This is a genomic window from Nocardia sp. NPDC023852 (genome assembly GCF_040639505.1).
Lineage (GTDB): Bacteria > Actinomycetota > Actinomycetes > Mycobacteriales > Mycobacteriaceae > Nocardia.
This window is the reverse complement of the sequence record NZ_JBFAAB010000006.1, coordinates 179780-206689: the sequence shown is the minus strand read 5'-3', so window position 1 is coordinate 206689 and position 26910 is coordinate 179780. Positions and strand designations below refer to the sequence as shown.

The following is a 26910-nucleotide window of genomic DNA, read 5'->3' as shown; positions in this document are numbered from 1 at the left end:
ATGGTTGCGACGCGTGATCGTGGCAGGTGCCGCGATGCTCATGTTGGTGTTGTCGACGGCGACCGGGATCGCTTACGTCTGGCAACCGCCGGAAGACCGCGACTACCAGTCCCGGTATCTGACCACTGTGGAGTCCCGGTACGCGGACACCGATCTGGCGCGATTCCACTACACGAAAACCGGCACCGGACCCGCGGTCGTGCTTGTCGCGGGCGGCGGTCAGTGGCTCTACTCCTACCGCGACACGATTCCAGTGCTGGCGCAACATTTCACCGTCTACGCCGTTGACCTGCCGGGACAGGGCTACACCACACTGAAACAGCGCGACTTCCGTTACGACCTCGACGCGATGTCCGGCGCGCTCGGCACCTTCCTCGACGCGATGGCGTTGCCGAAGGCGTCGCTCGTCGGACACTCCTGGGGCGGCGCTACCTCGCTGTACTTCGCTGAGCGGCATCCGGAGCGGGTGACCCGCCTTGCGCTGCTCGCGTCGCCGGGTCTTGATGTGCCGTCGAGCTGGGACTGGCGTCCACTGGAGGTTCCGGTGCTCGGCGAGCTGATCGGAAAACTGATGACCAAGTCGAACAGCGAAGCGACGCAACGCAAATCGTTCGTACACCAGGACCGGGTCACCCCGGAACTGATCGACGAGAACTGGGCGCAGATGAGCAGGCCGGACAACCGCGAGGCGCTGTGGTCGCAGCAGCGCAACTTCGATTACGCGCTGACCGAACGGCTGCTCGGCGAGGTGGGCGCACCGACCCTGGTGGTCTGGGGCGGTGCGGACCGCTTCGATGAGCCGTGGCAGGCTGCCGAGCTGGCCCGCCGGATACCGCGCGCGACATCTCAGGTGTTCGAGGGCTGCGGACACTCGGTGCACGAGGACTGCGCAGACCAGGTCAACCCCGCCTTGCTGTCATTCCTGACCGTCTGACCCACGGATTGTTCGGGCGGCTCGCCACTATCACGGCCCACCGGCGAGCTGCCCGAAAATCGACCCAATTAGGCTGAGCACATGAGTGAGCTGGGATTCTCTACCAGGGCCGTGCACGCCGGATTCGATCCCGATCCCCAGACCGGCGCGGTCAACGTGCCCATCTACGCGAGTTCGACGTTCGCCCAGGACGGCGTGGGTGGGCTGCGCGGCGGTTTCGAGTACGGCCGCACCGGCAACCCGACGCGGACGGCACTGGAGGCGAACCTCGCCGCGCTCGAATCGGGCCGCTACGGACGAGCGTTCGCCTCGGGCATGGCCGCCACCGACTGTGCGCTGCGCGCCACGCTGCGTCCGGGCGACCACATCGTGATCCCCGACGACGCCTACGGCGGCACCTTCCGGCTGATCGACAAGGTATTCAGCCAGTGGGGTATCGAGCACTCGCCCGCGCACGTGTTCAACGTGGACGAGATGCGCGCCGCAATCCGGCCGAACACCAAACTGGTGTGGATCGAGACCCCGACCAACCCGCTGCTGAGCATCGGCGACATCACCGCACTGGCCGACGTGGCGCACGCCGCGGGCGCGAAGCTGGTGGTGGACAACACTTTCGCGACCCCGTATCTGCAACAGCCGCTACTGCTCGGCGCGGATATCGTGGTGCACTCCACCACCAAGTACCTGGGTGGCCACTCCGACGTGATCGGCGGCGCGCTGATCACCAACGATCCTGAACTCGACGCGGCTTTCGCGTTCCTGCAGAACGGCGCGGGCGCGGTCCCCGGCCCGTTCGACGCCTTCCTCACCCTGCGCGGCACCAAGACGCTCGCGGTGCGGATGGACCGGCACTGCGACAACGCCGAAACCCTCGCGGAATTTCTGTCCAGGCATCCCGCGATCTCCCAGGTGATCTACCCGGGGTTACCGGAGCACCCGGGCCATGGCATCGCCGACAAGCAGATGCGGCGGTTCGGCGGGATGATCTCGGTACGCCTGCACGGCGATGTCGAGGCAGCACGCAAGTTCTGCGCACGGACCGAGGTGTTCACCCTGGCCGAATCGCTGGGCGGCGTGGAATCGCTGATCGAGCACCCGGCCGCGATGACACACGCGTCCACCGAAGGGTCCCTGCTGGAGGTGCCGGCGGATCTGGTGCGGTTGTCGGTCGGTATCGAGGATGTCAGCGACCTGCTCTCGGACGTCGAGCAGGCATTGCGCTAGGTTCACGACATGATGAAGCGGCCGCACCCGGTGATCGGGCGCGGCCGCTCGGGTTCGCGGCGGAAGTATCGGCCGTGCGGAGCGCCACGGCCGCGCGTGTCAGCTGTGGTAGGGCTCGGCGCTGAGCAACGTGACTTTCATGATGTTGCCATTGGGCAGCGTGTATTCCCGGGTCTCGCCCACCTTGGCGTTGATCAGCGCGCCGCCGAGCGGGGAGCTCGGCGAATAGGTCTCCAGCTTGGAGTCGCTGAGACCCTCTTCACGGGTGGCGATCAGGAAGGTTTCGGTGTCGGACTCGTCACCGTCGTAGTAGACCTTGACCACCGAACCGGGGAGCGCGACGCCGGACTTGGTGGGCGCGACGCCGACCTTGGCGTTGTTCAGCAGCTCCTGCAGCTGGCGGATCCGCGCCTCCTGCTGGCCCTGCTCCTCGCGCGCGGCGTGGTAACCGCCGTTCTCCTTCAGGTCACCCTCTTCACGGCGTTCGTTGATCTCGGCGGCGATGACCGGACGATTGGCGATGAGCGCGTCGAGTTCGCCCTTGAGCCTGTCGTGCGACTCCGGGGTCAGCCAGGTCACTTGCGTCTCAGTCATCTCGATCACTCCCTAGTAGTTGTTCCCGGCAGGCCGGGATTCCCTGAGCACTGGTGCGTGCCCACCCGTAGGCGGGCACGCACCAGTCGACGGCAAGAGCAATCCTGGGAAGTTCATCGAACCCCTACAGGCCCAGGTTTCGGGCGAACTCGCAAGCCCGAACCGACAGCGCCGGCCGCCAATGCAGCAAACACGGCTCCGAGCCCCGGAACCGTGTATCACACCATTTTAGCATGAATCATAAACGTGCAGGTCGGGGTGAATTTCGAGGCCTGATGACGCGAAAAATCGGCGGATCATCCTGCCCGAAGATAGCGGGGGACCTGACCGCTACACGCGTAAATGCTGCCCGAAACGGGCCGAGCGGACGCGCGCACGATGGTGGTCAGCTCCACCGTACCGCTGGTCGAGGGTTCGACCAGCACCTCGCGGCGGCCGAGCTCGGAGCCGTCGCGTGCCATCGCGCGGACGAAACACACCACCGGCTGCGCGGGATCCTTGCGGGTGACCTTGAGCCGGATGGTCATGGTCGAGTCGTCGACGACGGTATACCCGAGTTGCTCGGCGTCGATGTCCTTCGGACCGTACTTCTGGTAGCCCAGGTAGGCGACGCCGAGCCCGGCCAGCACCACCAGCGCGCCCAGGACCAGCGGAATCCACCGGCGGCGCACCGGTGGTTTCGTGCCGTACCGGTCGGCGGGTCGTCGGCTCGGCGCGGGAGCCGCGGCCGTCGCGTCACCGCCGGTTTCCGGCGCGGGCTCGGTCATCTGTAGTCGCTCCCGGGGGGTAAGTCGGAACAAATGTCGATCGAATGGAACTATAGGGAACGAAGACTCGACACCCGCGACCGAGAGCGATGAGGTGAACAAAAACGTGAGTGGCCTTCGCCTCATGGCGGTGCATGCCCACCCTGACGACGAATCCAGCAAGGGTGCGGCGACGACCGCCCGCTACGCCGACGAAGGACACGACGTCCTCGTCGTCACGCTGACCGGCGGAGAACGGGGAAGCATCCTCAACCCGGCTATGGACACGCCGGGCGTCCTGGAGCGGATCAACGAGATCCGCCGTGAGGAGATGGCGGCCGCGGCTCACGCGCTCGGTGTGCGCCAGCACTGGCTCGGTTTCGTCGACTCGGGCCTGCCGGAGGGCGACCCGCTGCCGCCGGTGCCCGACGGCAGCTTCGCGCTGGTTCCACTGGAGGAGGCCACCGAGGCGTTGGTGCGGGTGGTGCGTGAGTTCAAGCCGCATGTGATGACGACCTACGACGAGACCGGCGGCTACCCGCATCCGGACCACATCCGCTGCCATGAGGTGTCGGTCGCCGCGTTCGAGGCCGCAGGCGATCCGGAGCGCTTCCCCGACGCGGGCGAGCCGTGGACGCCGCTGAAGCTGTACTACGACCACGGGTTCAGCATGCGGCGAATGGAGGTGTTCGCCGAAGAGTTCGACCGCGCCGGCGAGCCGTTCCCGCTGCAGGAGTGGCTGGATCGGATGCGCAAGTTCGCCGCGGAGCGCGGTGACGTACTTTCGCGGGTCACCACGCAGATCGAGTGCGCCAAGTACTTCCCACAGCGCGACGACGCCTTGCGCGCGCACGCGACGCAGATCGACCCGAACGGCGCATTCTTCGCCATTCCGATCGAGATGCAGCAGCGACTGTGGCCGACGGAGGAATTCGAGCTGGCCCAAACCCGGGTGCGCACCGCATTGCCCGAGACCGACCTGTTCGCGGGTATCGAGGACGAGCGGCTGTGACGCTGGTTCTGCTCGCCCAGACGCCTGGTACCCCGACCGGGCCCGAATTCGGCAAGGCATCGCCGCTCGGGCTGGTCATCATCCTTGTTTTGCTCGCGGGCACGTTCTTGCTGGTCCGATCGATGAACCGGCACATCAAAAGGCTGCCCGCGACCTTCGAGCCCGAGCACCCCGAACCGGACCAAGAGGCCGACGAGGGGACCGAGCATGGCATCACGCGCCGGCCGGGCGACGAATCGGACGACGCGGACTCCGAGGGACGCACCGAGTCGAGCTGACCTGCGCAACCGCTGCTGAACTGCTCTAGTGGGCCCCGGTGTCGCACGCGCAGCCCACTATTTCCGCGGTCGCCCCGAAGCACACCATTGGCAACCATTTCGGCGCAAAGTGGTGTTCGCAATGTCGCGCGCCGGTCGGTGTCCTGTGTTACCAATTCAGCGATACCGCTCGACCGAAGGAAGCTCATGGACAACGTGATCGGACAGATCGACCGCGCACTGGACGCGACCGGAGCGATCGTCGCCGCCGTGGGAGACGCGGGCTTGGCCGCGCCGACGCCGTGCCCGGATTGGGATGTGCAGACCGTCCTCAACCACACCGTGGGTGGCATGCATCTGTTCGCTGCCGCGCTGAGCGGCACGGATGCGGGCGCCGACCACGAATCCGACTGGCTGGGCGGCGATCCGCAGGGCGCGTTCGCCGCGGCGGCGGAGATAGATCGCGCCGCGTGGCATCGGCCGGACGCGCTGGACGCCACGGTGGGCATTTCGCTGGGCGAACTGCCAGGGCCCGCGGCGGCGCTGGTGCATCTCACCGAGGTTCTCGTCCACGGCGTCGATATCGCGGTGGCCATCGACCGGCCGGATCTGGCCGACGACGGGTTATGTGGCGAATTGCTCGCCACCATGCAGGCGATGGGCGGCATCGATTCTTTCCGCGCGCCTGGCATTTTCGGTCCGGAAGTCGTTGTCGCCGGGGATGAACCGGCGCACCGTCGACTCTTGGCCTATGTCGGGCGCGAGGTGTTGTCGCGGACTCCGTAGTCGGCACCGACGAATTCACAAAGAATACGAACAGCTGGGCGGGCCCGCGGCATCCCGGACGCCGCCTACAGCTTCGGACAAGGAAGTCGCCCGTTGCTCGCGCACCGGGCGCAGGTGGCACTGTTTCTGGCCGAATTCGCTTTTCGCAGCTTTATTTTCGATCTGGGCGGCGCACCGGGTGGCGCAGGATCGTCTTCGTCGTCGTGCCAGGGGATCTCCGTGGGTCGGACAGGTAGATCTCGTGGTGACGTCCGTTCATCGCCCATCCCTCGGCCGCCATGAGCGCATCCATCCGCGCCAGCGTCTGCGGCTCGGTCGCATACGGGCCGACATGCAGCGCCTGGATCGCCTCGCCCTCGGTGATCCGCTCGAAGGACGCCCCGGTCACCATCTCGGCGGTAACCACCTCCGGCACGCGGATCATCAGCTTCCACTGCCACTGCTCGCGCGGCACCGACAGCGGCGGCGCATCCGAGTCGACCCACCACAGGCCCTCCAGTTTCGGCACGACGAAGTCGCGTCCCGCGGCCTTCGCGGCCTTCTTGGCCCCGTATGCAGCACGGTAGAGCATTTCCAGTGCGGCGGTGTACACCGGTCCGCCGGGCGACCCCGACCCGTCGACCGTCACGTAGTCGTACGCCGCGAACGTCCGTAGCACCGGCTCCGTGCCCGCGCCGTAGTAGTGGTGGTCCTCTCGTACCAGATCAATTTTCATTACCCGACTGTCTTCCCTCCCGCCACAGGAGAGTCAAGTGAGACATGCGCTGAGCCCGTTGTGTCCCGCTCGGCTCGGCCGTGCGGGCACCGGCCCGCGGCGAACCGGACGCGTCGCCGTTCGGCGAGTTGCTGGTGGACGCCTACGAGTCCGCGCGAGTACCTAGCTGGTCGCCCAGATCGCTGGAAAAGTCGACAGCCGCGATACATGATCCGATTCACCCGGGTCCGATGCCGAGGAAGTCCGAGCGCGTCCGGTCCGGCATCTCCGAACTGCCTGGCCGAGAGGCCGTACGGTAGAGCTATGAACCGGCTCGGGAACGCGACGTCTCCGTATCTGCGCCAACATGCGGACAATCCGGTGCACTGGCGGGAATGGGATGCCGCCGCGCTGGACGAGGCGCGGGAACGGGATGTGCCGATCCTGCTTTCCGTCGGGTACGCCTCCTGCCACTGGTGTCACGTGATGGCGCACGAGTCGTTCGAGGACGCGGCGACCGCCGATCAGATGAACGAGAACTTCGTCTGCGTGAAGGTCGACCGGGAGGAGCGGCCCGATCTCGACGCGGTCTACATGAACGCCACCGTCGCGATGACCGGGCAGGGTGGCTGGCCGATGACTTGCTTCCTCACACCCGGCGGCGAACCGTTCTACTGCGGCACCTACTACCCGAAGTTCCCGCGTGGCGGGATGCCGTCGTTCACCCAGCTGCTCACCGCGATCACCGACACCTGGCACACCCGCCGCGACGAGGTGCGCCAAGCGTCCACGCAGGCGGTCGAGGCTCTGCGCGCGCAGACCGCGGTGCTGCCCGACGCGGATCTGACGATCACGGCCGAGCTACTCGATCACGCCGTCGCCGCCGTGCTGCGCGACGAGGACGACAAGCACGGCGGGTTGGGCGGTGCGCCGAAGTTCCCGCCGTCGGCGCTGCTGGAGGGGCTTCTTCGGCACTGGGAGCGGACCGGCAGCACGGCGGTGTTCGACATGGTCTCCCGCACGGCAGAGGCAATGGCGCGCGGCGGGATCTACGACCAGTTGCGCGGTGGTTTCGCCCGGTACTCGGTCGACGCCGCGTGGGTGGTGCCGCACTTCGAGAAGATGCTCTACGACAACGCCCAGTTGCTGCGTGCTTACGCCCATCTGGCGCGGCGCAGTACGTCGGTGCTGCCGGAATCGTTGTCGCACCGGGTGGCCAGGGAGACTGTGCGATTCATCGTCGAAGACCTGGGTACCGAACAGGGTGGCTTCGCCTCAGCCCTGGATGCCGACACTCATCTGGAGCCGGGCGGCCCAGGCGTCGAAGGTGCGACCTACGTCTGGACGCCCGCCGAGCTGACCGGCGCGCTCGGTCCGATCGAGGGGGCGTGGGCCGCCGAATTCTTCGGCGTCACCACCGCGGGAAATTTCGAACAGGGCACGTCGGTGCTGACCAGGTACTCCGAGCCGGTCACCGAGAAGGACGACGCTCGCCTGGAGCGCATCGGGGCGGCGCTGCGCGCGGCCCGTGCCCGCCGTCCCCAACCGGAGCGCGACGACAAGGTGGTGACCGCGTGGAACGGGATGGCCGTCACCGCGCTTGCCGAGGCCGGGTCGGCGCTGGGCGAGCCGGACTGGATCGCCGCCGCCGTGCGCTGTGCGCGCTTCCTGCTGGCCGAGCACGTTGTGGGCGAACGCCTGCGCCGCGCCTCGCTCGGCGGTGTGGTCGGCTCCGCGCCCGGCATCCTGGAGGACTACGCGTGGTTGGTCACCGGTCTGCTCGCTCTGCACCAAGCCACCGGCGAGCTCGGCTGGCTCGAGGACGCACAACGATTGCTGGACAAGGCGATCGAGCATTTCGCCGACCCGGAGGCGCCGGGCAGCTGGTTCGACACGGCTGACGACGCCGAGACACTCGTCGCCCGGCCACGCGACCCGATCGACGGCGCCACCCCCGCCGGCGCCTCTTCGCTCGCCGAAGCCCTGCTGACCGCCGCGGCCGCGAGCGACCCGGAGCGCGCCGTCCGCTACCGCGACCTCGCCGACCGCACACTCGACCGCGGGGCTATCGTCCTTGCGCGCGCGCCACGGTCAGCGGGTCAGTGGCTCGCCGTCGCCGAGGCGGCCTTGCGCGGGCCCTTGCAGGTCGCCATCGCCACAGCCGAATCCCTCGGTCGTCCCACCGAACTGCTCACAGCAGCCCGTGTCGCGGCGCCCGGCGGCTCCGTGGTCCTCGCCGCCGCCCCGAACGCGGTCCCACTCCTGGCCCACCGCCCATTGATCCGCGACACCGACGCCGCCTACATATGCCGCGGCTCGGTCTGCGATCAGCCGATCTCCACCCCGGAGGAACTTCGCTCGGCGCTGCAGCGGATCTGAGGACCTCTCGGTGCGCATGCGCACAGGTCAGCGCAGGACCACGAGCCAAACCGCCGCGTAATGGGTGAGCGCGGCGAGCACCGTGGCCGCGTGGAAGAACTCGTGGTGTCCGAACACGGTCGGCCAGGGGTTCGGCCACTTGGTGGCGTAGAGGATCGCGCCTCCGCTGTAGATCAACCCTCCGATCAGCAGCAGGATCAGCGGCGCGATGCCGATCTCGTTGTTGAGTTGGCCGGCGACCGGGACGATGGCCCAGCCGAGCAGCAGGTACAGCGGAACGCCGACCCAGCGGGGCGCGGTCGGCCACAGCAGTTTCAGCGCCACTCCGGCCAGCGCTCCGGACCAGACCACGATCAGCAGCGTCTGCCCCGTGCCGCCAGGGAGGCCGAGCAGGGCGAACGGTGTGTAGCTGCCCGCGATGAACAGGAAGATCATCGAATGGTCCGCCCGCTTCATCCGGATGCGGGCGCGCGTGCTCGGCCAGGTCACCCGGTGGTAGACCGCGCTGATGCCGAACAGCGCGCATACGGTAACGCCGTAGACCAGAGTCGACCATCCTGCGGTCGCCGAGACCGTGGCCGCCTCGGTGACCAGCACGATGGCCGCGATGGCGGCGATGCCGACCGCCCAGGTGTGGATCCAGCCACGCATGCGTGGTTTGCCGAGTACCGCAGCGAGTGTTTCGCCCGCCGAGGCAGGTGCTGCGACAAGTGCCGCGTCGGGGGCGCCGACCGGTTCGGACACGAGTTACCTCCTAGATAAACCCGCCAGTAACCTACGCGACCGTAAGTTTGAGTTATTCGCTACTGTACCGGGGGCGCGCGGTCGGTGCCGAGATCGCCTCGGTGAGGCGTAGGGTTGCCCGGGTGGAACTTCCGAGTCAGGTGCGGGGTCTGCCGTATCGCGTCTACGAGGCCCGGCTGTCCAAGCAGCTGGCAGGCAAGCAGCATCCCCGGCACGTCGCGGTGATGTGTGACGGCAATCGCCGGTGGGCCCGGGAGAACGGTTTCACCGATGTCAGTCACGGTCATCGGGTCGGCGCGCTGAAGATCGCGGAGCTGGTCGGCTGGTGCGAAGCCGAGGGCATCGAGATGGTGACCGTCTACCTGCTCTCCACCGAAAATCTGCAGCGTGATCCGGACGAGCTGGAGACGCTGTTCGAGGTGATCACCGACGTGGTCGAGGAGTTGTCGGCGCCGGAGCAGAACTGGAGCGTCCGCATCGTCGGCTCGCTGGACGGCTTTCCCGAGCTGATCGCGAAGCGGTTGCGGACCGCGGCCGAGCGCACCGAGGAGCGTGGTGGCGTACACGTCAACGTCGCGGTCGGCTACGGGGGCAGGCAGGAGATCGCCGACGCGGTGCGGTCGCTGGTCCGCCAGGAGATCGCGGCGGGGGAAACCGGCGAGGATCTGGTTCAGTCGATCACTGTGAACGCCATCGGCCAGCATCTTTACACCTCCGGCCAGCCGGACCCCGACCTGGTCATCCGCACCTCCGGCGAGCAGCGGCTGTCCGGTTTCCTGCTGTGGCAGAGCGCCTACTCGGAAATATGGTTCACCGAGGCGTACTGGCCGGAGTTCCGGCGGGTGGATTTTTTGCGAGCGCTGCGCGAATACGCCGCGCGCCATCGCCGCTTCGGGGTCTGATCCGATCTCGGTGCCGTGAATCCGGCTCCGATTCCGCCCTTCTCGCGTACCGTGCGGTCTCATGGGCGAGCGAACCATCGACGCGGCCGCCGGCGCGGGCGTGCCGGAGCCGAGCGTCAGCGAGGCGCAGGGATGAGCGTGTACGACACTCGGCCTGGCGGGCCGCCCGAGTCCTCGCACCGGGGGCCGGGCGGGGCCGACATCAGCTATGAGGAGTTCGGCAGGCGTTTCCTGGAGTACGCGGCCTCCGCGGAGCGTATCGCCGGAGCATTCGGCCAGTTGACCGGCACCGCCTTCGATTTCGGACCGATCGGGATGGGGCCGGGACGACTGGCCAAGGTGTCCGCGCAGGTTCAGCTCGGTGAGCCACGGGTGCGCCGCCACGTCGAGGAGGCCATCTCGTTCGAGTTGGTCATCCCGCTGAATGTCGACCTGCTCCTCGATCTGGCCGTCGACCGGCATCGCTTCCATGTCGAGGGGGCCATCCACCTGCATCTGACGGTGCGCACCGCCGCACCGTTGCGCGTGCTGATCGACATCGCCGAGCCGCGTCCCGGAGACGTGCACGTCAACGTCGCCAGCGCGACCAGGCGTGGACAGTTGCTGCGCATCCTCGCGAGCGTGGACCACGAGATCAGGCGGTTCGTCGCCCGCTATATCTCCACCGAGATCCGCAGACCGCACATCGCCGCGGCTCGCGATATCGATGTCGCACGACGCCTCGACGAGGCGTGGAAATTGTAAGAGGAATCACAATTTGCGCAGGCGCAGCCGATTGATGCTGTGGTCGGCGTCCTTGCGCAACACCAAGGTGGCGCGTGGTCGGCTGGGCAGAATATTCTCCACCAGATTCGGGCGGTTGGTGTTGTTCCAGATCTCCTGCGCGGCCGAGGTCGCCTGCTCGTCGGTGAATCCGGAGTAGTGGTGGAAATGCGCGTTCGGGTCGGCGAACGCGGTGTTGCGCAATGTGAGAAACCGTTGCACGTACCACTTCTCGATGTCCTCGATGCGCGCGTCGACATAGATCGAGAAGTCGAACAGATCCGAGACCATCAGCCGCGGACCGGTCTGCAGCACGTTCAGGCCCTCCACGATCAGAATGTCGGGCTGACGTACGCAGTGCAGCTTCTCCGGCACGATGTCATAGGAGATGTGTGAATACACCGGCGCGCACACTTCCGCCGCGCCGGATTTCACCTCTGTGACGAATCGCAGCAGCTTGCGGCGGTCGTAGCTCTCCGGAAAACCCTTGCGGTGCATGATGCCGCGGCGGGTGAGTTCCGCGGTGGGATAGAGAAATCCGTCGGTGGTGACCAGGTCGACGCGCGGGTGATGATCCCAGCGGGCCAGCAGTGCCTGCAGCACGCGGGCGGTGGTCGACTTGCCGACCGCGACGCTGCCCGCGACGCCGATGACGAACGGGACCTGCTCGTCCGGATGGGTTTCGCCGAGAAAGGTCGCGGTGGCGGCGAACAGGCGCTGGCGCGCGGCCACTTGCAGGTGAATGAGACGAGCGAGCGGGAGATAGACCTCGGCGACTTCCTCGAGATCGATCTGTTCCCCGAGACCGCGCAGGCCGATCAGTTCTTCTTCGGTGAGCACAAGGGGAGTCGATTTACGCAGGGTTCGCCACTGTTTCCGGTCGAATTCCACGTATGGACTCGGCTCGCTCATCCGTGCCATTTACCCGACGCTCCACTTCGGCAAACACGCAGACTTACCGTGCGGGTCTGGTGAGATTCGGTCTTGCTGTCGCCGCATAGCCGAATTCTGCTCCGTGTCACCATCGTGGGATAAGTGGGGTGCCACTAGCCCTTGGTAACCGGGTCGATGGCACAGGGGTGAGCGGCTAATGTCGGCTGCCATGGAAGCGCATCCGCTCGTGTCCGAATACCTGCGGCTCGGCCTCGCCTTCGACCAGCTCGAGGAAGGGTTCGTCGACGCCTATACCGGTGATCCCGCGCTGCGGCGGGAGGTAGCGAACGCACCGGCATCGCCGCCGCGAACGCTGGCCCACCGCGCCGCCGAATTACGAGCTGAAGTGCCCGAAGCCGGGCTGCCGCCGGAACGCGCCGAATTCCTCGACGTGCATCTGCGCGCGTTGGAATGTTCCGGTCGTAAGTTCGCCGGAGACGAGATCGGATTCGTCGACGAGGTGCGGGCGTATTTCGACGTCGACATCGCACCCGGCGACGTGGATGACTACCGCGAGGCGCACCGGCAGATGGATGAGGTGCTCGCGGGGGAGGGGCCGCTGGCCGAGCGAGTAGCCGCGCACCGCAAGGCCGACGAGATCCCGCCCGAGCGCCTGTCCGCCTGCGTCGAGGCGTTCTCCGGCGCGTTGCGCGAATTGGTCCGCGCCAGGTTTCCGCTGCCCGACCACGAGCACGTCAGCTACGAGGTGGTCGGGGACAAGCCCTGGTCCGGGTTCAACTACTACCTGGGCAACTATCACTCCCGGGTCGCGATCAACTCCGACCTCAAACAACACATGGCGCACCTGCCGCACCTGATCGCCCACGAGTCGTACCCAGGACACCACACCGAGCACTGCCGCAAAGAGGCAGGGCTGGTCGCGGACGGGCAGGCCGAGCAGACGCTGTTCCTGGTGAACACGCCACAGTGCCTGATGGCCGAAGGTCTCGCCGATCTGGCGCTGCGCTCCATCGTCGGCCCTGGTTGGGGCGTATGGGCGCAGGAGATCTACGCCGACCTCGGCCTGCGCTTCGACGGCGAACGGGCCGAACGGCTCTCGAACGCTTCGGCCAAGCTGCTCGGTGTGCGACAGGACGCCGCGCTGCTGCTGCACGACCGGCGTCGCACCCACGACGAGGTGGCGGAGTTCTTGCAGACCTGGAGCCTGGTGACGCCGGATCGAGCGCGGCAGTCGCTTCGGTTCCTGTCCTCGCCGCTGTGGCGGGCCTACATCTCCACCTACGTGGAGGGTTATCGGCTGCTGGGCGGATGGCTCGATCGCGCGGTCGACGCCGACGATCGGGCCGACCGGTTCCGCAGACTCCTCGACGAACCGCTCACGCCCGGCGCTGTGCGCGCCTTGTGACCGGCGCGGGCGGCTTCGCGCGGACCGTCGAGGTGGCCCCGGCGGTGTCACGCCGGTGGGCGCGCTACATGATGACCGCGCACCCCTGTCCACCGGCGGAGATGGTGCACAGTAGTTGCGAAAGGCTGCGCAGCAGCGCCTCGACCGGGGAGTTGGGTACCGAAATCATGGTGACCATGTCTGTTCCTTCGCAAGGTGATCGCAAGTAGATGTCACCTAGGAAACCGGTTGGGCCACACCTTCTCGTTACGGCTCGTCGTGCCCCGTAAACCTGGGGCCCGAATACTCGGGGGTGCCCCGAGTGTCAGCGGTTTGCGCGGAAGATGACGCAAGTGGTCGTGGCGTGCGCGACCAGCCGCCCCTGTTCGTCGACCACACGCCCCTCGGCGGTCGCGGTGGTGCGGCCGACATGGATCGTGGTGCCGGTGGCGACGAGCCGCTGTCCGCCGGTGGGGACAGAGCGGATGTAGTTGACTTTCAGTTCGAGCGTCGTGTATCCGGCGCCCGCCTCCAGTGTGGTGTGCACCGCGCACCCCATCACGGAATCGAGCAGGGTGGCGCAGATGCCGCCGTGCGTGGTGCCGAGCGGGTTGGCGAAATCGGGCCGGGTCCGCAGCGCGAAGACCACCCTGCCCTGCTCGAGCTCTTCGACCTCCATCCCGAGCAGGTCACCGATGAACGGTGGGCGGCTCGGCATCGTCATCGCGGTCCGCAGCAGCTCCAGCCCGGACAGCTGAGCCGGGTCGATCGTGGCTTCGGACATGAATGCCATCCTTTCGATGAACCGATCGGTCCACATCTGTCATGATTGGAGCATGAACCGATCGGTTCACGCAACCGTGCGGCAAGGAGGAGTAATGAGCGACGGAGGCGGGCGAACTATCGACACAGCCGCCGGGCCGCGCACCAGGCTGATCGAGAGCGCCATCGAGTTGGTGCGCGAGCAGGGCGTGCACGCAGCGGGTCTTTCCGCTCTGCTCGATCGGAGCAAGGCCTCGCGCAACTCGCTCTACCAGCACTTCCCCTCTGGCAAGAGCGAGCTGGTCGAGACCGCGACCCAGGTCGCGGGTGCCCGGATCAACGACGTGATCGACAAGATCACGGCTGCCCCGCCGGAATTCTGGTTCGGTGCGCTCATCGGTTGGTGGGTCTCCGCGTTGGAGAAGACCGGCTATCGCGCGGGGTGCCCGATCGTCGGGGCCGCTCTCGCCCAGGCAGAGCCCGGCGTGCAGGCCGCGGCGGGCGCGGTCTTCGAGGACTGGCATCAACGTTTCGGCGCCGCCCTCTCCGCGGCGGGCATGCCAGCCGCGGAGGCACACTCCTTCAGCAGCTTCGTGTTCAGTGCGCTGGAGGGCGCCATCGTGCAGGCGCGGGCGACGAAATCCACCCGTCCGCTCGAGGCCGCGCAAAAGCACCTCACAGTGCTGTTGGAGAACTACCTGCCCGCGGGTGAACGCGACGAAGCGCAGGGTTGAGTTCCGGATCACAGCCCGCGGCCTGTTCCGACGGCGGGATGAACCCCCTGGCCGGGAGCTGGCCTCCGGCCCATAGACTGAGCCCGTGACGCAGACGACCGCCTCTGTCAATTCCCAGTCCCTCGGTGAGCTCGATCCAGAACTCGCCGCCGCGATGGCAGGCGAGCTCGCCCGCGAACGCGACACCCTCGAGATGATCGCCTCCGAGAACTTCGTGCCGCGCGCGGTGCTGCAGGCGCAGGGCAGCGTGCTCACCAATAAGTATGCCGAAGGCTATCCGGGTCGGCGGTACTACGGCGGCTGCGAACACGTCGACGTCGTCGAGACGCTGGCGCGTAACCGCGCCAAGGAGTTGTTCGCCGCCGACTTCGCCAATGTGCAGCCGCATTCCGGCGCGCAGGCGAACGCCGCGGTGCTGATGGCGCTGATGGAGCCGGGTGACAAACTGCTCGGTCTCGACCTTGCGCACGGTGGTCACCTCACGCACGGCATGCGCCTGAACTTCTCCGGCAAGCTCTATGAGGTGCACTCCTACGGGGTGAGCAAGGAAGACCACCGCGTCGACATGGACGAGGTGCGCACCATCGCCCTCGGCGCGCGCCCGAAGGTGATCGTGGCGGGCTGGTCGGCCTACCCGCGTCACCAGGATTTCGCGGCGTTCCGCTCGATCGCCGACGAGGTCGGCGCCTACCTGTGGGTGGACATGGCGCACTTCGCCGGTCTGGTCGCGGCCGGGCTGCACCCCTCGCCGGTGCCCTACGCCGACGTGGTGTCCTCCACCGTGCACAAGACGCTCGGCGGGCCGCGCTCCGGTCTGATCCTAGCCAAGCAGGAGTACGCCAAGAAGTTGAACAGCTCGGTGTTCCCCGGTCAGCAGGGCGGGCCGCTCATGCACGCGATCGCCGCCAAGGCGGTCGCCTTCAAGATCGCCGCGACCGAGGAGTTCAAGAACCGCCAGGAGCGCACCCTCTCCGGTGCGAAGATCCTCGCCGAGCGCCTCACCGCCGCCGACGTCAAGGACAAGGGCATCAGCGTGCTCACCGGCGGCACCGACGTGCACCTTGTACTCGTCGACCTGCGTAACTCCGAGCTCGACGGCCAGCAGGGCGAAGATCTGCTGCACGAGATCGGAATCACGGTGAACCGCAACGCCGTTCCGTTCGACCCGCGTCCGCCGATGGTCACTTCCGGCCTGCGCATCGGCACCGCGGCCCTGGCCACCCGTGGGTTCGGCGACACCGAGTTCACCGAGGTCGCCGACATCATCGCGACCGCACTGGCGGGCGGTTCCGACGTGGACGCGTTGCGCGCCAGGGTGAGCAAGCTGGCCAATGACGTTCCCCTGTACAACGGCCTGGAGGACTGGCACCTCCTCGGCTGAACTGTCAGGCCCTGCCCCGGGTGGTCAAGGGCTGGATTCCCGGTCGCGTACTGGCCGGCGACCAATTCTCCGGTCGGTTGGTGGGGCAGCGTGCGCCCGCCGACCCGCCGGCGGGCTGAAGGTGTCGTTACTTGTGGTCGCGCAGGAAGGTGGGGATCTCGCTGCGGGTCGGGTAGTTCGGCAGGGGTGCCGGCTTGTCCTGAAGGAATGCGGTGACGATGGCGGCGGCTCGGTTGTTGTTGTCGTCGAGGCCGTTCCATATGTGGTGTCCAACACCGGGCATGTACTGCGTGCGCTGGATGGCGGGATCTTCGGCGAGGATGGTGGTCGCCCATTGACGGACCTGGGAGGAGCACTCGGCGATCATCAGCATCGCGGGGGTCCGGGAGTGCCTCAGTTGCGGGGCGATGGAGGGAGAGTCCTTGATCGTCTGCTGGATGAGGAGGCTAGCGGCGGGGCTGAAGGAGAAGTTTTCTTCCGTGTCCTCGACGGGGATGCGGTGCGCGTCGCGCGCGCAGTATGCGGACGCGGTGTCGCTGCCGAGATCGGCGGCGATGAACGCGTTGTCGCCCTCGGCCTGGCCGATCAGCCCGGTATCAGGGGTGAGGAGCCCGAGCCGCATGAGGCCGAATGCGACGGCGTATCGGGGGACGAGTGTCGAGCGCGGTCCGGTCATGGTCGGCGCGAGGTCGCGTGCGGATTCTCGGCCCTTGTGCCCTGTGATGTGCGCGGTGGGGCCGTCCATCGGGCCGGGCTCGGCGATGATCGCCCGGTGCAAGCGCGCCGCGACGCGCGGGTCGGTCAGGGCGCGCGTGAGCACGACCCCGCCTGAGGAGAATCCGAGGATGTCGACCCTGCCCTTGCCCAGGCGATCGACGAAGGCGGCGAGGTCGCGGACCGACCTGGAAATCGTGTACTGGCCCATGGGAAGCAGGTCGCTTCGTCCCCCGCCTGCCTGCTCGTAGGTGTAGACGTCATAGCCCTGTCGCGCCAGGAGCTGCAGGAACCGGTGGTCGAGAACCGAGATGCCACGAACTGGTCCGCCGTTGAGGTACACGAACGGAACGGGGTGTCGGGTGCCGGTGTTCGTGGGCGGATAGTGGTACACCGCGATCCGGCTGCCTGTGGTCAGATTCCAGTGCTGCGTGGCCACGAAAGGCAGGTCGGGCGGGTACTGCCGCGCCGTGGGCACGGTCGGGATGCACACCGACGCCGTCAATGCTGCCGCGACGACCACCGGTAGGAACGGCACGAGCCGCGCCGACCGGATACAGCGCCGACTCCGCCCCAGTGCGGCGGCAGTCGCGATTCCCAGGGTTGCCAACCACGAGGGGAGCCCCGAGCCTGCCCCGTCCGTGAGGACGATGAGCGCCAGGAAGAGGGCGACCGGCCCTGCGATGGCAGCCAGGGTTGGTACCAGGTGCCCGGCCAAGCGGGCAGGACGTATCACGGAAGTTGGCATGAGGGTCTCCGGAGTTTCAAAACGTTGTTTCAAAACGACGTTATCAAGAAGATAAGCTGTTCGTCGTGGGTAGGCCGAGGACAAACGACGAGACCGTCGAAGAGCGGCTTGTGGCGTGCGCAACCGAAATGCTCGCCACCCGTCCGCGGGAGTCGGTCACTCTTCGCGCCTTGGCCACTGCCGCCGGGACGTCAACGACGGCGGTGTACTCCTTGTTCGGCGGCAAGGGCGGGCTGATCGGCGAGGTGCGCGACAGAGCCGTCGCCTGCCTGTTCCAGGAAGTGTCGGCAGTGCCGACCTCCGCGGACCCCCTTGCCGACCTCTACGCACTGGCTGCCGCATACCGTCGATGGGGACGCGAGCACAGCCACCTCTACACGGTGCTTTTCGGCGGTGCGCAAACCTTTGACCCGTCGGGCGCAGTCGGCACCAATGACCCCATCCGGCCACTCCTCGCCACCATCGATCGCGCCTTGATGGAGTCCATCCTCGTCGGCGAAGCGACGTTCATCGCCCTCTCGCTCTGGGTGACCCTGCACGGGCTTGTGATGCTTGAACTGGCTGGAGCCCTCGACGCCGCCACGGCCGAGGCCGTATTCCGATCGACGATTCCCGCGACGCTGCGCGGCTGGACGACCCCCGCGGTGTTACGCAGCCTTCGGCCCGCCGACCCCGCCCCGTGACAGTGGTCGCGGCCGATCCGTTCAGGCAGTGACGAACGCCCACCAACTGCCCCGAATCCCTATTTCGTCGTCGTGGTCGCCGAAGCCGCGGTGGCCCTTCGGTCGATCCCTCGGCTCGGTCTCAGTCTCAGTCGATGTCCGTCGCGCCGACCAACGCCGGGTAGTCCCTGAGATCGATGTCATTGGCGGCATTGTCGCTGTACTTCAGCATCAACGTGAACAAGCGGGAACCGAAGAACCAGTTACGCAGCTTGATGCCGCGTGCGGTCTTCGGGGCGAGGAAGCGCCCCGCGTTGCTGTTGCCCGCGATCTTGGCATAGCGCTTCATGATCTCGTTGTAGCGGGCGAAGGCGACCGCGTGATCGTCATCGGCGAGTGCCAATTCACCCGCGACGACGTACGCGCCGACCACCGCGAGCCCGGTGCCGAAGCCGCCCAGCGTGTTTCCGTACGCGGAGTCGCCGACCAACGCGACGCGCCCCTTGGTGTAGCCGCCCTTCATCCGGACCTGGCTGATCGAATCCAGGTAGAAATCGTCGAAGTCGGCCACCTCGTCGAGCATCCGTGGCACCTCCCACGCGACGTCCGCGTAGACCTGCTCGATGATGCGCCGCTGCGCGGCGCTGTCGTCGCGGGAGTAGTCGAGCTCGGGCGCGGCGAACATGTACAGCTGCTGTGCCTTCGAGCCGCCGCTGATCGCGAGCTTGCCCGGAGCGTTGTGGCCGTAAGCGATCGCCCGTTCGCGTGGACCCGTCTCGTCCTGGCTCCATGGGGAGGCGCCCGCGACGCAGTAGTAGTAGCCCAGGTGCTTCACGAAGTCCTTCTCCGGGCCGAAAGCCAGCTTGCGCACCCGGGAGTGGATACCGTCGGCGCCGAAAACGAGGTCGAAGGTGCGCGCAGGCCCGTGTTCGAACTCGACGTGCACACCGTCGGCGGTCTCGGTGAGCGCGCTGATCGAGTCGCCGAACAGGTACTCGCAGTGCTCGGCGGTTCGCTTGTACATGATCTCGGCCAGGTCGCCGCGCAGGATCTCTACATCGCCGCCGGTGAAGTCGCCGGACATGACGGCGAGCTGCTTGCCGTTCTCGTCGACGAAGACGGTGTCGGTGGCGCCGGTCCTGCGCTCCTGGATCTCGTCCAGGATGCCCATCCGCTCCAGGACGGTGAAGTGGGTGCGGCCCTTGAAGTCGAGGGCCTGGCCACCGGGGCGCAGCGCCGGAGCGCGCTCGACGACGGTGACGGCGAAGCCGTAGCGGTGCAGCCAATAGGCCAGGGCGGGCCCAGCGATGCCGGCGCCGGAGACGAGGACGGTCGAGTTGCGCACGGTGACTCCCTTATGGATCAAATCAGTGTCCGGCAGATTCTGTTTCCGATGGACACAAATTAGCGTATGATAGACACAGTTTTCCGTCAAGGCGGTATCCGGAAGGATTCGGGCATGCCGACACCTACCGCAGTCGAACTGCTCTGGGGCACCCAGCAGCGCCCCAAGCGCGGGCCCAAGCCCGCGCTGTCACTGGAGGGGATCGTCGCCGAGGCGATCGTGCTCGCCGATGCCGAAGGGTTGGCCAATCTGTCCATGCAGCGGCTGGCGGAGCGTCTCGGCTTCACGAAGATGTCGCTGTACCGCTACGTACCGGGCAAGGCCGAGTTGGTCGCGCTGATGCTGGATACCGCGCTTGGCGGGCCGCCGGAGTTGCCCGCCGCCGACGATGTTTCGACCGAAGGGGCATGGCGTGGACAGCTGGGCCTGTGGTGCGAAACGCTCTACGAACGTTTCCACGCCCACCCGTGGTCGCTGGAGGTGTCCGTAGGGGTGCGGCCGTTCGGTCCGAACGAGATGTCTTGGATGGAGTCCGCGCTGGGCGCACTCGCGTCGACCGGTCTCACGAATGCCGAACGCCTGGACACCATTGTCCTGTTGACCGGGCACGCGCGCAGCCTGGTGCAGCAGGTCCGTGTGGTTGATGCGGAGGCGTTCGAGAAGCAGATCGCGGGACAGCTCGCCGACATGGTGGCCGCCGCGGCCCAGCGTTTCCCCGCGGCGGCGGCAGCGTTCGCCGAGGAAGGAGCGGTCGTGGGTGGTGAAGGCGCCCTGAAGTTCGGCATCGGACGCATCCTCGACGGGTTGGCCGTGCTCATCGCACGCCGCGCCGGAGCGCCGGGGCCTACGCTCGGATCATGACCGAAGAACTCGTGAAACAGGACTCGATCACCACGGTGCGGGAGTTCTTCGCTGCGCTGGAGATGAACGCATCCGGGGAGGCACTCGACCTGCTGCACCCGGACATCGTCTGGAAGAACACCTCACTGCCCGACGTGCGGGGTATCCGCCGGGTCGGCGGCATGTTGCGCGGGCTGAGCCGAGGGTGGATCGGGTTCGCCGTCGACATGCACCACATCGCCGCCGCCGGCGACATCGTGCTCACCGACCGCACCGATTACTTGCGCGTGGGCCCGGTGCGCACCGGGTTCTGGGTGACCGGCACGTTCGAGCTGCGCGACGGCCGAATCATCCTGTGGCACGACCATTTCAGCTGGGGTAATTTCCTGCGCGGCACCGTCGTCGGCCTCTGGCGCGCGGCACGTACCCGCGGCTGAGCGATCTCAGGAGTGCTGGATCAGGTACTCCAGGTAGAACGGCCGCAGCACCTCGGCGATCGCGCCGTCGCCCGCGTGAAAGTAGTCGTCGATCATCGGCAGCACGTACTTGATGTCCGCCTCGCTCTCGCCGAGATTGCCCGCGGCGGCCTCCGCGGCGGGGATCGAGGTGAGCAGCCGCCACAGGAACTTCACATCCCCATGGCGCACGGCCACCTTCACCGCGCGGTCGTGCAGCTCCTTCGACGACAGCTTCTCCAGCTCCTCGTTACCCGCCATACCAGCGACTCTAACCTCCTTACCGGGCGGCAGCGACCGTGTGGCGTAACCCACCAGCCCGGCGATGCTGTGCCGCGATGCTGTGCCGCGATTACTGCCATGACACTCGAACCGCCGCCCGGTTTTCGGGTGAAACGCATCTACGAAAGCCCGGACCCGGATGACGGCATCCGGGTGCCGATCGATCGGCTCCGGCGGCGCGGGATCACCAAAGAGCAAGCGCGCGTCGGCCGCTGGCCCAAAGCGCTGACCCGTCGAACGAACTTCGTCGCTGGTTTCCTGCCGACCGTGACGCGCGCGGTGGCGCGTTCGTCCGCCGCTACCGTGCCGAACTCGCGGCTTCGGCGATTCGGCAACATTTGCGGGAATTGCGTGCGCTAGCCGCTGAAAATCCAGTCATTTGTGTTCACAGCCGTACAAAATACGGCGCGCAGCCATGTTCCTGTGCTGCTCGACATGCTGCGCCGAGCCCTCGGACAGCTCCGGTTTACGACAAGTTCACGGACATGTGTACCTGTCCACGAGCGCGGAAGCGGGGTTCGAAGGTAGCGTCATGTATGCGGGCCGCGGCGGTGTGGCTCGTACGGGAGGTCCTGACCGTGACTGAGCTACTCAGTACGAGGGGGCCGGCACCCGGCCCTCGTGGCGCCTGACGGCAACGTCGGGGTCCATCAGGACGGACCGGTCCAGCCAGATCGTTCGTGCGAGTGCCGCACGAACACATAGGAGCCCACCGTGACTGCTATACGCTCCGTTTCCGCTCCCTCGGCGCACTCCCGCTCCGCGAAAGGCGGAGCCGCCGCGAAGGGGGCCCGCCCCTCGCAATTACCCGGCAACACCTTTGTCATCGACACCTCCGTTCTGCTCTCGGATCCCTGGGCGTACACCAGGTTCGGCGGACACGACGTGGTGCTACCGCTGGTGGTTATCAGCGAACTCGAAGGCAAACGGCACCACCACGAATTGGGTTGGTTCGCGCGGGAGGCTTTGCGCAACCTGGACGATCTACGCCTGCAATACGGCAGGCTGGATCAACAGGTGCCGATCGGCACCGAGGGTGGAACGTTGCAGGTGGAACTGAACCACACCGATCCCGCGGTCCTTCCGGTCGGGTTCCGCACCGACAACAACGACTCCAGAATCCTGGCCTGTGCGCTCAACCTCGCGGCCGAGGGCCGCGAAGTGGTGCTGGTGTCCAAGGATATTCCGCTGCGGGTCAAGGCGAGTGCGGTGGGTTTGCACGCCGACGAGTACCACGCGCAGGACGTCGTCACCTCCGGTTGGTCCGGCATGGTGGAGCTGGACGTCAGCACTGCGCAGGTCGATCAGCTCTACGCCGAGTCGGTGATCGATCTCGATGCCGCGCGAGAACTGCCCTGCCACACCGGCATCCGGTTGCTCGGCACCAGCTCCAGTGCCCTGGGCCGGGTCACCCCGGACAAACGTGTGCAGCTGGTGCGCGAGCGCGAGGCGTTCGGGCTGCACGGCCGCTCCGCCGAGCAGCGCATAGCCCTGGATCTGCTGCTGGACGAGAGCGTCGGCATCGTGTCGCTCGGCGGCCGGGCGGGCACGGGTAAGTCCGCACTCGCGCTGACCGCAGGGCTGGAGGCGGTGCTGGAACGGCGAACGCAGCGCAAGGTGGTGGTCTTCCGTCCGCTGTATGCGGTCGGTGGCCAGGAGTTGGGTTACCTGCCCGGCACCGAGAGCGAGAAGATGGGCCCCTGGGCGCAGGCGGTCTTCGACACGCTCGACGGGTTGGCCAGCCGCGAGGTGATGGAGGAGGTGCTAAGCCGCGACATGCTGGAAGTGTTGCCGCTGACCCACATTCGTGGACGGTCACTGCACGACTCCTTCGTGATCGTGGACGAGGCCCAGTCGCTGGAGCGCAACGTGCTGCTCACGGTGCTCAGCCGCCTCGGCACCGGGTCGCGGGTGGTGCTCACCCATGATGTGGCTCAGCGCGACAACCTGCGCGTCGGCCGGCATGACGGGGTGGCGGCGGTGGTCGAGAAGCTGAAGGGGCACCCGCTGTTCGCCCATGTCACGTTGACCCGTAGCGAGCGCTCGCCGATCGCGGCCCTGGTTACCGAGATGTTGGAGGAGTACGGTCCCAACGCCTGATCGGGCGGCAGGCGCCGCGGTGTGTTTCACCTCATAGCCGGCGGGTATTATCCGCCGCGATAGCTGTTCGGTATGACCAGGCGAGTTGCTAGCCGGGTCATATCCGAACATCGGCCTGGGTCGCGCGGAGCGCCACGGATTACGTGGCACTCCGCGCGGCCGATTTCGAGAGGATGGAAATGCACCACTTCGCTCGACGAACGGCTGGTTTCACCGCATTGATCGCCGCGGCCGGGTTCGTCGCCGTCGGCTGTGGCGACGACAAGGACGGCAGCGCCGCCTCGATCACCTCTATCGCCCCGGGCGTACTGACGACTTCGGTCGCCGCGACCCACACCGCGACCCACACCGGCGAGGCCACTCCGCATGGCGCCGCAGAGGAAACCAGGATTCCGGCACAGGGTGGCGAGCCCGTCACCGTCTCCGGCGACATCTATGAGAAGTACCTGGCGAGCGGCGGCCCCACCGGCCCGCTGGGCCCACCGTTGGAAGCCAAAGCGGACGGACCCGACGATGGCGAGTTCCAGGACTTCGTCGGCGGCACGATCTACGAGCCGAAGGACGGCGAACCGCAGGTCGTGTGGGGTGAGATCCGCGCAGCATGGGAAGCAAACGGCGGCGCCAACGGCAAGCTCGGCTACCCGATCAGCGACGAGAAAACCATCCCAGGCGGCAAGCAGAGCGATTTCAGTGGCGGAACCATCACCTGGGTAGACGGTAATATCACCGTCACGCCGAAGTGATTCGGTTTCCGGCGTCCGCGGCCGCCCGACGGCCCCGGAACGCCTGTCCGGTCCCATTCCCAGATCCCCGCTTCGCGGGCCCAGCCGCTAGGTTGTCTTGGTGCAAACTCTCTTGACCGATCGCGAACTGCTCGAATCACTCGCGGTGGACGTAGAACTGAATCTGCGCAAGCACGTCGATGTCGCCGACGGCTGGCAGCCGCACGATTTCGTGCCGTGGGACGACGGGCGCAACTTCGCCTTCCTCGGCGGCGTCGATTGGGAACCGGAACAATCGGAGCTCAGCGACGTCACGAAGTTGGCGTTGACTGTCTCCGTGCTGATCGCCGACAATCTGCCCTCGTATCACCGGGAGGTCGGTAAGTACCTGCGGACCGGCGCCTGGTGGCGCTGGGTCGGTCGCTGGACGGCCGAGGAGAACCGGCACGAGATCATGATCCGCAACTACCTCATGGTCACCAGGTCGGTCGACCCGGTCCAACTGGAGCGGCTGCGGATGGACCACATGACCAGGGGCTTCCGCCGCCCGGCGATGCACCTGCTCGACGTGCTGGCCACCTGCGCGTTCGAGGAGGCGGCCAGCGCGATCCGGCATCGCAATATCGCGGCACTCGGCGACAACCCGATGGTCACCGCCATCGCCGAGCGCATCGCGCTGGACGACGAACTGCAGTCGGTTTTCTTCGCGGACATGGTCGCGGCCGGCCTCGATCTGGCGCCGGACCAGACCATGCGCGCCATCGCCGACCGGGTCGCGGATTTCCACGTCCCCACCGTGACGCTGGCGGACGGTCGCACAAGCGACGAGGTCCTCGCCGAGGCCGGCATCTACGACCCCGCCAAGGAAGGCGAACTGGTCTTCGCTCCGCTCTTGAAGCGCTGGACTGTGTTCAGCCGCACCGACTTCGGCCCCGAAGGGGAAAAGGCGCGCGACGAACTCGCGCATCTGCGCAGCTGATCAGGCCACGAACATTTCGACAGTGCCTTTCCGTAGGTGAATCCCGGCGAAGCCTTCCAGTAGCGGAAGATTCGCCGGGATTTCTGTCGGAGTGGGTCGAGCGTTCGGTGTTTCGGCACCCTCGTGCCTGTGGTCGGCGACAACGGCTGCTACGGCTGTAACACCTTCGGATTGCACATGGATCAACTGAGTATCCGCTTCATGCGGAAGCCACAAAGGGACGAATGCCACGTTGGAACAGACGAGGGTGTCCAACGTGGCCTTTGTGCGCGGATTACTCGCCGTTTCTCACCTTCGCCATGGAGAGCACGTCGAGGCGGCGGTCGAGTTCCTCCTCCGTCAGCTTCTCGTCGAGCAGGCCGCGATCAATGACGGTCTGGCGGATGGTCTTCCTCTGCTTCAGTGCTTCCTTGGCGACCGCGGCCGCCTCCTCATAGCCGATCGCCGAGTTCAGTGGTGTGACGATCGAGGGCGAGGACTCGGCAAGGGTGCGCAGGTGCTCGACGTTGGCGACAAGGCCGCGCACGCACTTGTCGGCGAACAGCCGAGACACGTTGGCCAGCAGTCGAATCGACTCCAGCAGGTTGCGCGCCATCACGGGGATGTAGACGTTCAGCTCGAAGGCGCCGTTCGCGCCGCCGAAGGCGACCGCCGCGTCGTTGCCGATCACCTGTGCGGCGACCTGGGTAACTGCCTCGGGCAGAACAGGATTCACTTTGCCTGGCATGATCGAGCTACCCGGCTGCAGGTCGGGCAGCTGAAGTTCGGCCAGTCCGGTCAGCGGACCCGAGCCCATCCACCGGATGTCGTTGGCGATCTTGGTGAGGCTGACCGCGATCGTGCGGAGCGCGCCGGACGCCTCGACCAGACCGTCCCGCGCGGCCTGCGCCTCGAAGTGGTCCTCGGCCTCGCGGAGCGCGTCGATGTCGGTGGCGAGCACCAGTTGCGCGACGACCTTCGCGCCGAAGCCCTCCGGTGCGTTCAAGCCGGTGCCGACCGCGGTACCGCCGATCGGCAGCTCGCCCAGCCGCGGCAGCGTCGCCATGATGCGATCGATACTCGCCGCGATCTGCCGGGTGTAGCCGCCGAACTCCTGACCGAGAGTCACCGGCACCGCGTCCATCAGGTGGGTGCGTCCGGACTTCACCACGGTCCGCCACTCGGTGGCCTTGTCCAGCAGCGCGAGCCGCAGGTGCTCGAGCGCCGGGACAAGCTCGGTGATGACTCCTTCGGTGGCGGCGAGATGTGTTGCGGTGGGAAAGGTGTCGTTGGACGACTGCGACATGTTGACGTCGTCGTTCGGGTGCACGGTGACGCCGTTCGCCTTGGCGAGCGAGGCGATCACCTCGTTGGCGTTCATATTCGAGCTGGTGCCCGAACCGGTTTGGAAGACATCGATCGGGAACTGGTCGTCGTGCTTACCCTCCGCGATCTCGTTCGCCGCGGCGATGATGGCGTCGGCCTTCACGGGATCGAGCAGACCCAGGTCGCGGTTCACCGTGGCGCACGCGGCCTTCAGCAGGCCGAGCGCGCGGATCTGCGCCCGCTCCAGGCCGCGTCCGCTGATCGGGAAATTCTCCACGGCCCGCTGGGTCTGCGCCCGCCACAAAGCGTCCACCGGAACTCGAACTTCGCCCATGGTGTCGTGCTCGATGCGGTACTGCGTCTCCTCGGTCATAGGCTCAGTCTATTGGCTGTGTTTGTTGCCAGCGCCTGCGGCGCTGGGTGTTCGCGGCCCCCTTATGGCTCGCGTCCGAGCGACCGCCGCTGGCGACTTCGTCGCGGACGCGTCGGCCGCTCGAACGCGAGCCCGGCCGCGAACGGGCAATGGACGGTCTCGCTGCGCTCGGAACCGGGAGTGGGCCGATGTGTTG

Annotated in this window: 28 protein-coding genes; 18 read left to right on the top strand and 10 right to left on the bottom strand. The window is 66.8% G+C overall.

All coding sequences use genetic code 11. The features are described from left to right. The first annotated feature begins 13 nt into the window (after positions 1-13). Together AB0H00_RS13550 and AB0H00_RS13545 are read left to right on the top strand one after the other, a co-directional pair. Positions 14-934 carry an alpha/beta hydrolase gene (locus tag AB0H00_RS13550; RefSeq protein ID WP_357265393.1) on the top strand — a complete coding sequence of 307 codons (921 nt, stop codon included), beginning with the start codon at positions 14-16 and terminating at the stop codon, positions 932-934. 81 nt (positions 935-1015) lie between these two features. Further along, a complete protein-coding gene (locus AB0H00_RS13545; protein WP_357265391.1) occupies positions 1016-2158 on the top strand; it encodes a cystathionine gamma-synthase in 1143 nt (380 codons plus the stop codon). A gap of 99 nt (positions 2159-2257) precedes the next feature. On the opposite strand, the gene greA is transcribed toward AB0H00_RS13545, so the two are convergent. Both greA and AB0H00_RS13535 read right to left on the bottom strand, forming a co-directional pair. Next, a complete protein-coding gene (gene greA / locus AB0H00_RS13540; RefSeq protein WP_327110071.1) occupies positions 2258-2752 on the bottom strand; it encodes a transcription elongation factor GreA in 495 nt (164 codons plus the stop codon). A 296-nt stretch (positions 2753-3048) separates the two neighbouring features. Continuing rightward, positions 3049-3519 (bottom strand): DUF4307 domain-containing protein, encoded by a 471-nt coding sequence (locus tag AB0H00_RS13535; protein WP_357265389.1) that lies wholly within the window; start codon positions 3517-3519, stop codon positions 3049-3051. A gap of 124 nt (positions 3520-3643) precedes the next feature. On the opposite strand from AB0H00_RS13535, the gene mca reads away from it, so the two are divergent. The 3 genes from mca (at position 3644) to AB0H00_RS13520 (ending at position 5553) form a co-directional block, all read left to right on the top strand. Further along, positions 3644-4510: a mycothiol conjugate amidase Mca gene (gene mca, locus AB0H00_RS13530; protein ID WP_357265564.1), complete on the top strand. Its 867-nt coding sequence runs from the start codon at positions 3644-3646 to the stop codon at positions 4508-4510. Then, entirely contained in the window at positions 4507-4788 is a 282-nt protein-coding gene (locus AB0H00_RS13525; protein WP_357265387.1) for a hypothetical protein, read from the top strand. Before mca ends, AB0H00_RS13525 begins: the two co-directional genes overlap by 4 nt. 186 nt (positions 4789-4974) lie before the next feature. Then, positions 4975-5553 carry a TIGR03086 family metal-binding protein gene (locus tag AB0H00_RS13520; protein ID WP_357265385.1) on the top strand — a complete coding sequence of 193 codons (579 nt, stop codon included), beginning with the start codon at positions 4975-4977 and terminating at the stop codon, positions 5551-5553. Between the two features lie 151 nt (positions 5554-5704). Here AB0H00_RS13520 and AB0H00_RS13515 read toward each other — a convergent pair whose 3' ends face one another. Further along, complete coding sequence (locus tag AB0H00_RS13515) at positions 5705-6268, bottom strand: GyrI-like domain-containing protein (RefSeq protein WP_357265383.1); 564 nt, start codon at positions 6266-6268, stop codon at positions 5705-5707. 303 nt (positions 6269-6571) lie between these two features. Here AB0H00_RS13515 and AB0H00_RS13510 point away from each other — a divergent pair, with 303 nt between their 5' ends. After that, on the top strand, positions 6572-8626 hold the full coding sequence (locus AB0H00_RS13510) for a thioredoxin domain-containing protein (RefSeq protein ID WP_357265381.1): 2055 nt from the start codon (positions 6572-6574) through the stop codon (positions 8624-8626). Positions 8627-8653: 27 nt separating this feature from the next. Here AB0H00_RS13510 and AB0H00_RS13505 read toward each other — a convergent pair whose 3' ends face one another. Continuing rightward, complete coding sequence (locus AB0H00_RS13505; RefSeq protein ID WP_357265562.1) at positions 8654-9277, bottom strand: hemolysin III family protein; 624 nt, start codon at positions 9275-9277, stop codon at positions 8654-8656. A 215-nt stretch (positions 9278-9492) separates the two neighbouring features. Here AB0H00_RS13505 and AB0H00_RS13500 point away from each other — a divergent pair, with 215 nt between their 5' ends. Together AB0H00_RS13500 and AB0H00_RS13495 are read left to right on the top strand one after the other, a co-directional pair. Continuing rightward, positions 9493-10272, top strand: a complete 780-nt coding sequence (locus AB0H00_RS13500) for an isoprenyl transferase (protein ID WP_357265379.1) — start codon at positions 9493-9495, stop codon at positions 10270-10272. 132 nt (positions 10273-10404) lie between these two features. Then, positions 10405-11016: a hypothetical protein gene (locus AB0H00_RS13495; RefSeq protein ID WP_357265377.1), complete on the top strand. Its 612-nt coding sequence runs from the start codon at positions 10405-10407 to the stop codon at positions 11014-11016. A gap of 6 nt (positions 11017-11022) precedes the next feature. On the opposite strand, the gene coaA is transcribed toward AB0H00_RS13495, so the two are convergent. Next, the gene (gene coaA, locus AB0H00_RS13490; RefSeq protein WP_357265375.1) at positions 11023-11955 is read right to left on the bottom strand and encodes a type I pantothenate kinase; all 933 of its coding nucleotides are present in this window, start codon (positions 11953-11955) and stop codon (positions 11023-11025) included. 181 nt (positions 11956-12136) lie between these two features. Between coaA and AB0H00_RS13485 the strand changes: the two genes are divergently transcribed. Further along, on the top strand, positions 12137-13333 hold the full coding sequence (locus tag AB0H00_RS13485) for a DUF885 domain-containing protein (RefSeq protein WP_357265373.1): 1197 nt from the start codon (positions 12137-12139) through the stop codon (positions 13331-13333). 304 nt (positions 13334-13637) lie between these two features. Here AB0H00_RS13485 and AB0H00_RS13480 read toward each other — a convergent pair whose 3' ends face one another. Continuing rightward, on the bottom strand, positions 13638-14105 hold the full coding sequence (locus AB0H00_RS13480; protein ID WP_357265371.1) for a PaaI family thioesterase: 468 nt from the start codon (positions 14103-14105) through the stop codon (positions 13638-13640). 85 nt (positions 14106-14190) lie between these two features. On the opposite strand from AB0H00_RS13480, the gene AB0H00_RS13475 reads away from it, so the two are divergent. Together AB0H00_RS13475 and glyA are read left to right on the top strand one after the other, a co-directional pair. Then, complete coding sequence (locus AB0H00_RS13475) at positions 14191-14808, top strand: TetR/AcrR family transcriptional regulator (protein WP_357265369.1); 618 nt, start codon at positions 14191-14193, stop codon at positions 14806-14808. An 85-nt stretch (positions 14809-14893) separates the two neighbouring features. Continuing rightward, positions 14894-16189: a serine hydroxymethyltransferase gene (gene glyA, locus AB0H00_RS13470; protein ID WP_357265367.1), complete on the top strand. Its 1296-nt coding sequence runs from the start codon at positions 14894-14896 to the stop codon at positions 16187-16189. A gap of 127 nt (positions 16190-16316) precedes the next feature. Here glyA and AB0H00_RS13465 read toward each other — a convergent pair whose 3' ends face one another. Further along, positions 16317-17651, bottom strand: coding sequence for an alpha/beta hydrolase (locus tag AB0H00_RS13465; RefSeq protein ID WP_357265365.1), 1335 nt, complete (start codon positions 17649-17651; stop codon positions 16317-16319). A gap of 65 nt (positions 17652-17716) precedes the next feature. Here AB0H00_RS13465 and AB0H00_RS13460 point away from each other — a divergent pair, with 65 nt between their 5' ends. Next, entirely contained in the window at positions 17717-18334 is a 618-nt protein-coding gene (locus tag AB0H00_RS13460; RefSeq protein ID WP_357265363.1) for a TetR-like C-terminal domain-containing protein, read from the top strand. A gap of 127 nt (positions 18335-18461) precedes the next feature. Here the strand turns inward: AB0H00_RS13460 and AB0H00_RS13455 are convergent, their stop codons facing one another. Then, positions 18462-19658, bottom strand: coding sequence for an FAD-dependent monooxygenase (locus AB0H00_RS13455; protein WP_357265361.1), 1197 nt, complete (start codon positions 19656-19658; stop codon positions 18462-18464). Between the two features lie 114 nt (positions 19659-19772). On the opposite strand from AB0H00_RS13455, the gene AB0H00_RS13450 reads away from it, so the two are divergent. Together AB0H00_RS13450 and AB0H00_RS13445 are read left to right on the top strand one after the other, a co-directional pair. Next, complete coding sequence (locus AB0H00_RS13450; protein ID WP_357265359.1) at positions 19773-20519, top strand: TetR/AcrR family transcriptional regulator; 747 nt, start codon at positions 19773-19775, stop codon at positions 20517-20519. Then, on the top strand, positions 20516-20935 hold the full coding sequence (locus AB0H00_RS13445) for a limonene-1,2-epoxide hydrolase family protein (protein ID WP_357265357.1): 420 nt from the start codon (positions 20516-20518) through the stop codon (positions 20933-20935). Before AB0H00_RS13450 ends, AB0H00_RS13445 begins: the two co-directional genes overlap by 4 nt. Before the next feature lie 6 nt (positions 20936-20941). Here AB0H00_RS13445 and AB0H00_RS13440 read toward each other — a convergent pair whose 3' ends face one another. Next, positions 20942-21214, bottom strand: coding sequence for a hypothetical protein (locus AB0H00_RS13440; protein WP_357265355.1), 273 nt, complete (start codon positions 21212-21214; stop codon positions 20942-20944). 233 nt (positions 21215-21447) lie between these two features. On the opposite strand from AB0H00_RS13440, the gene AB0H00_RS13435 reads away from it, so the two are divergent. The 4 genes from AB0H00_RS13435 (at position 21448) to AB0H00_RS13420 (ending at position 25036) form a co-directional block, all read left to right on the top strand. Continuing rightward, positions 21448-21867 (top strand): DUF488 family protein, encoded by a 420-nt coding sequence (locus tag AB0H00_RS13435; RefSeq protein ID WP_357265560.1) that lies wholly within the window; start codon positions 21448-21450, stop codon positions 21865-21867. Positions 21868-22060: 193 nt separating this feature from the next. After that, positions 22061-23335: a PhoH family protein gene (locus tag AB0H00_RS13430; RefSeq protein ID WP_357265558.1), complete on the top strand. Its 1275-nt coding sequence runs from the start codon at positions 22061-22063 to the stop codon at positions 23333-23335. A gap of 143 nt (positions 23336-23478) precedes the next feature. Beyond that, entirely contained in the window at positions 23479-24078 is a 600-nt protein-coding gene (locus tag AB0H00_RS13425; RefSeq protein WP_357265353.1) for an esterase, read from the top strand. 100 nt (positions 24079-24178) lie between these two features. Then, the gene (locus AB0H00_RS13420) at positions 24179-25036 is read left to right on the top strand and encodes an acyl-ACP desaturase (protein WP_357265351.1); all 858 of its coding nucleotides are present in this window, start codon (positions 24179-24181) and stop codon (positions 25034-25036) included. Positions 25037-25310: 274 nt separating this feature from the next. Here the strand turns inward: AB0H00_RS13420 and AB0H00_RS13415 are convergent, their stop codons facing one another. Then, positions 25311-26714: a class II fumarate hydratase gene (locus AB0H00_RS13415; protein WP_357265349.1), complete on the bottom strand. Its 1404-nt coding sequence runs from the start codon at positions 26712-26714 to the stop codon at positions 25311-25313. Positions 26715-26910: the final 196 nt, after the last annotated feature.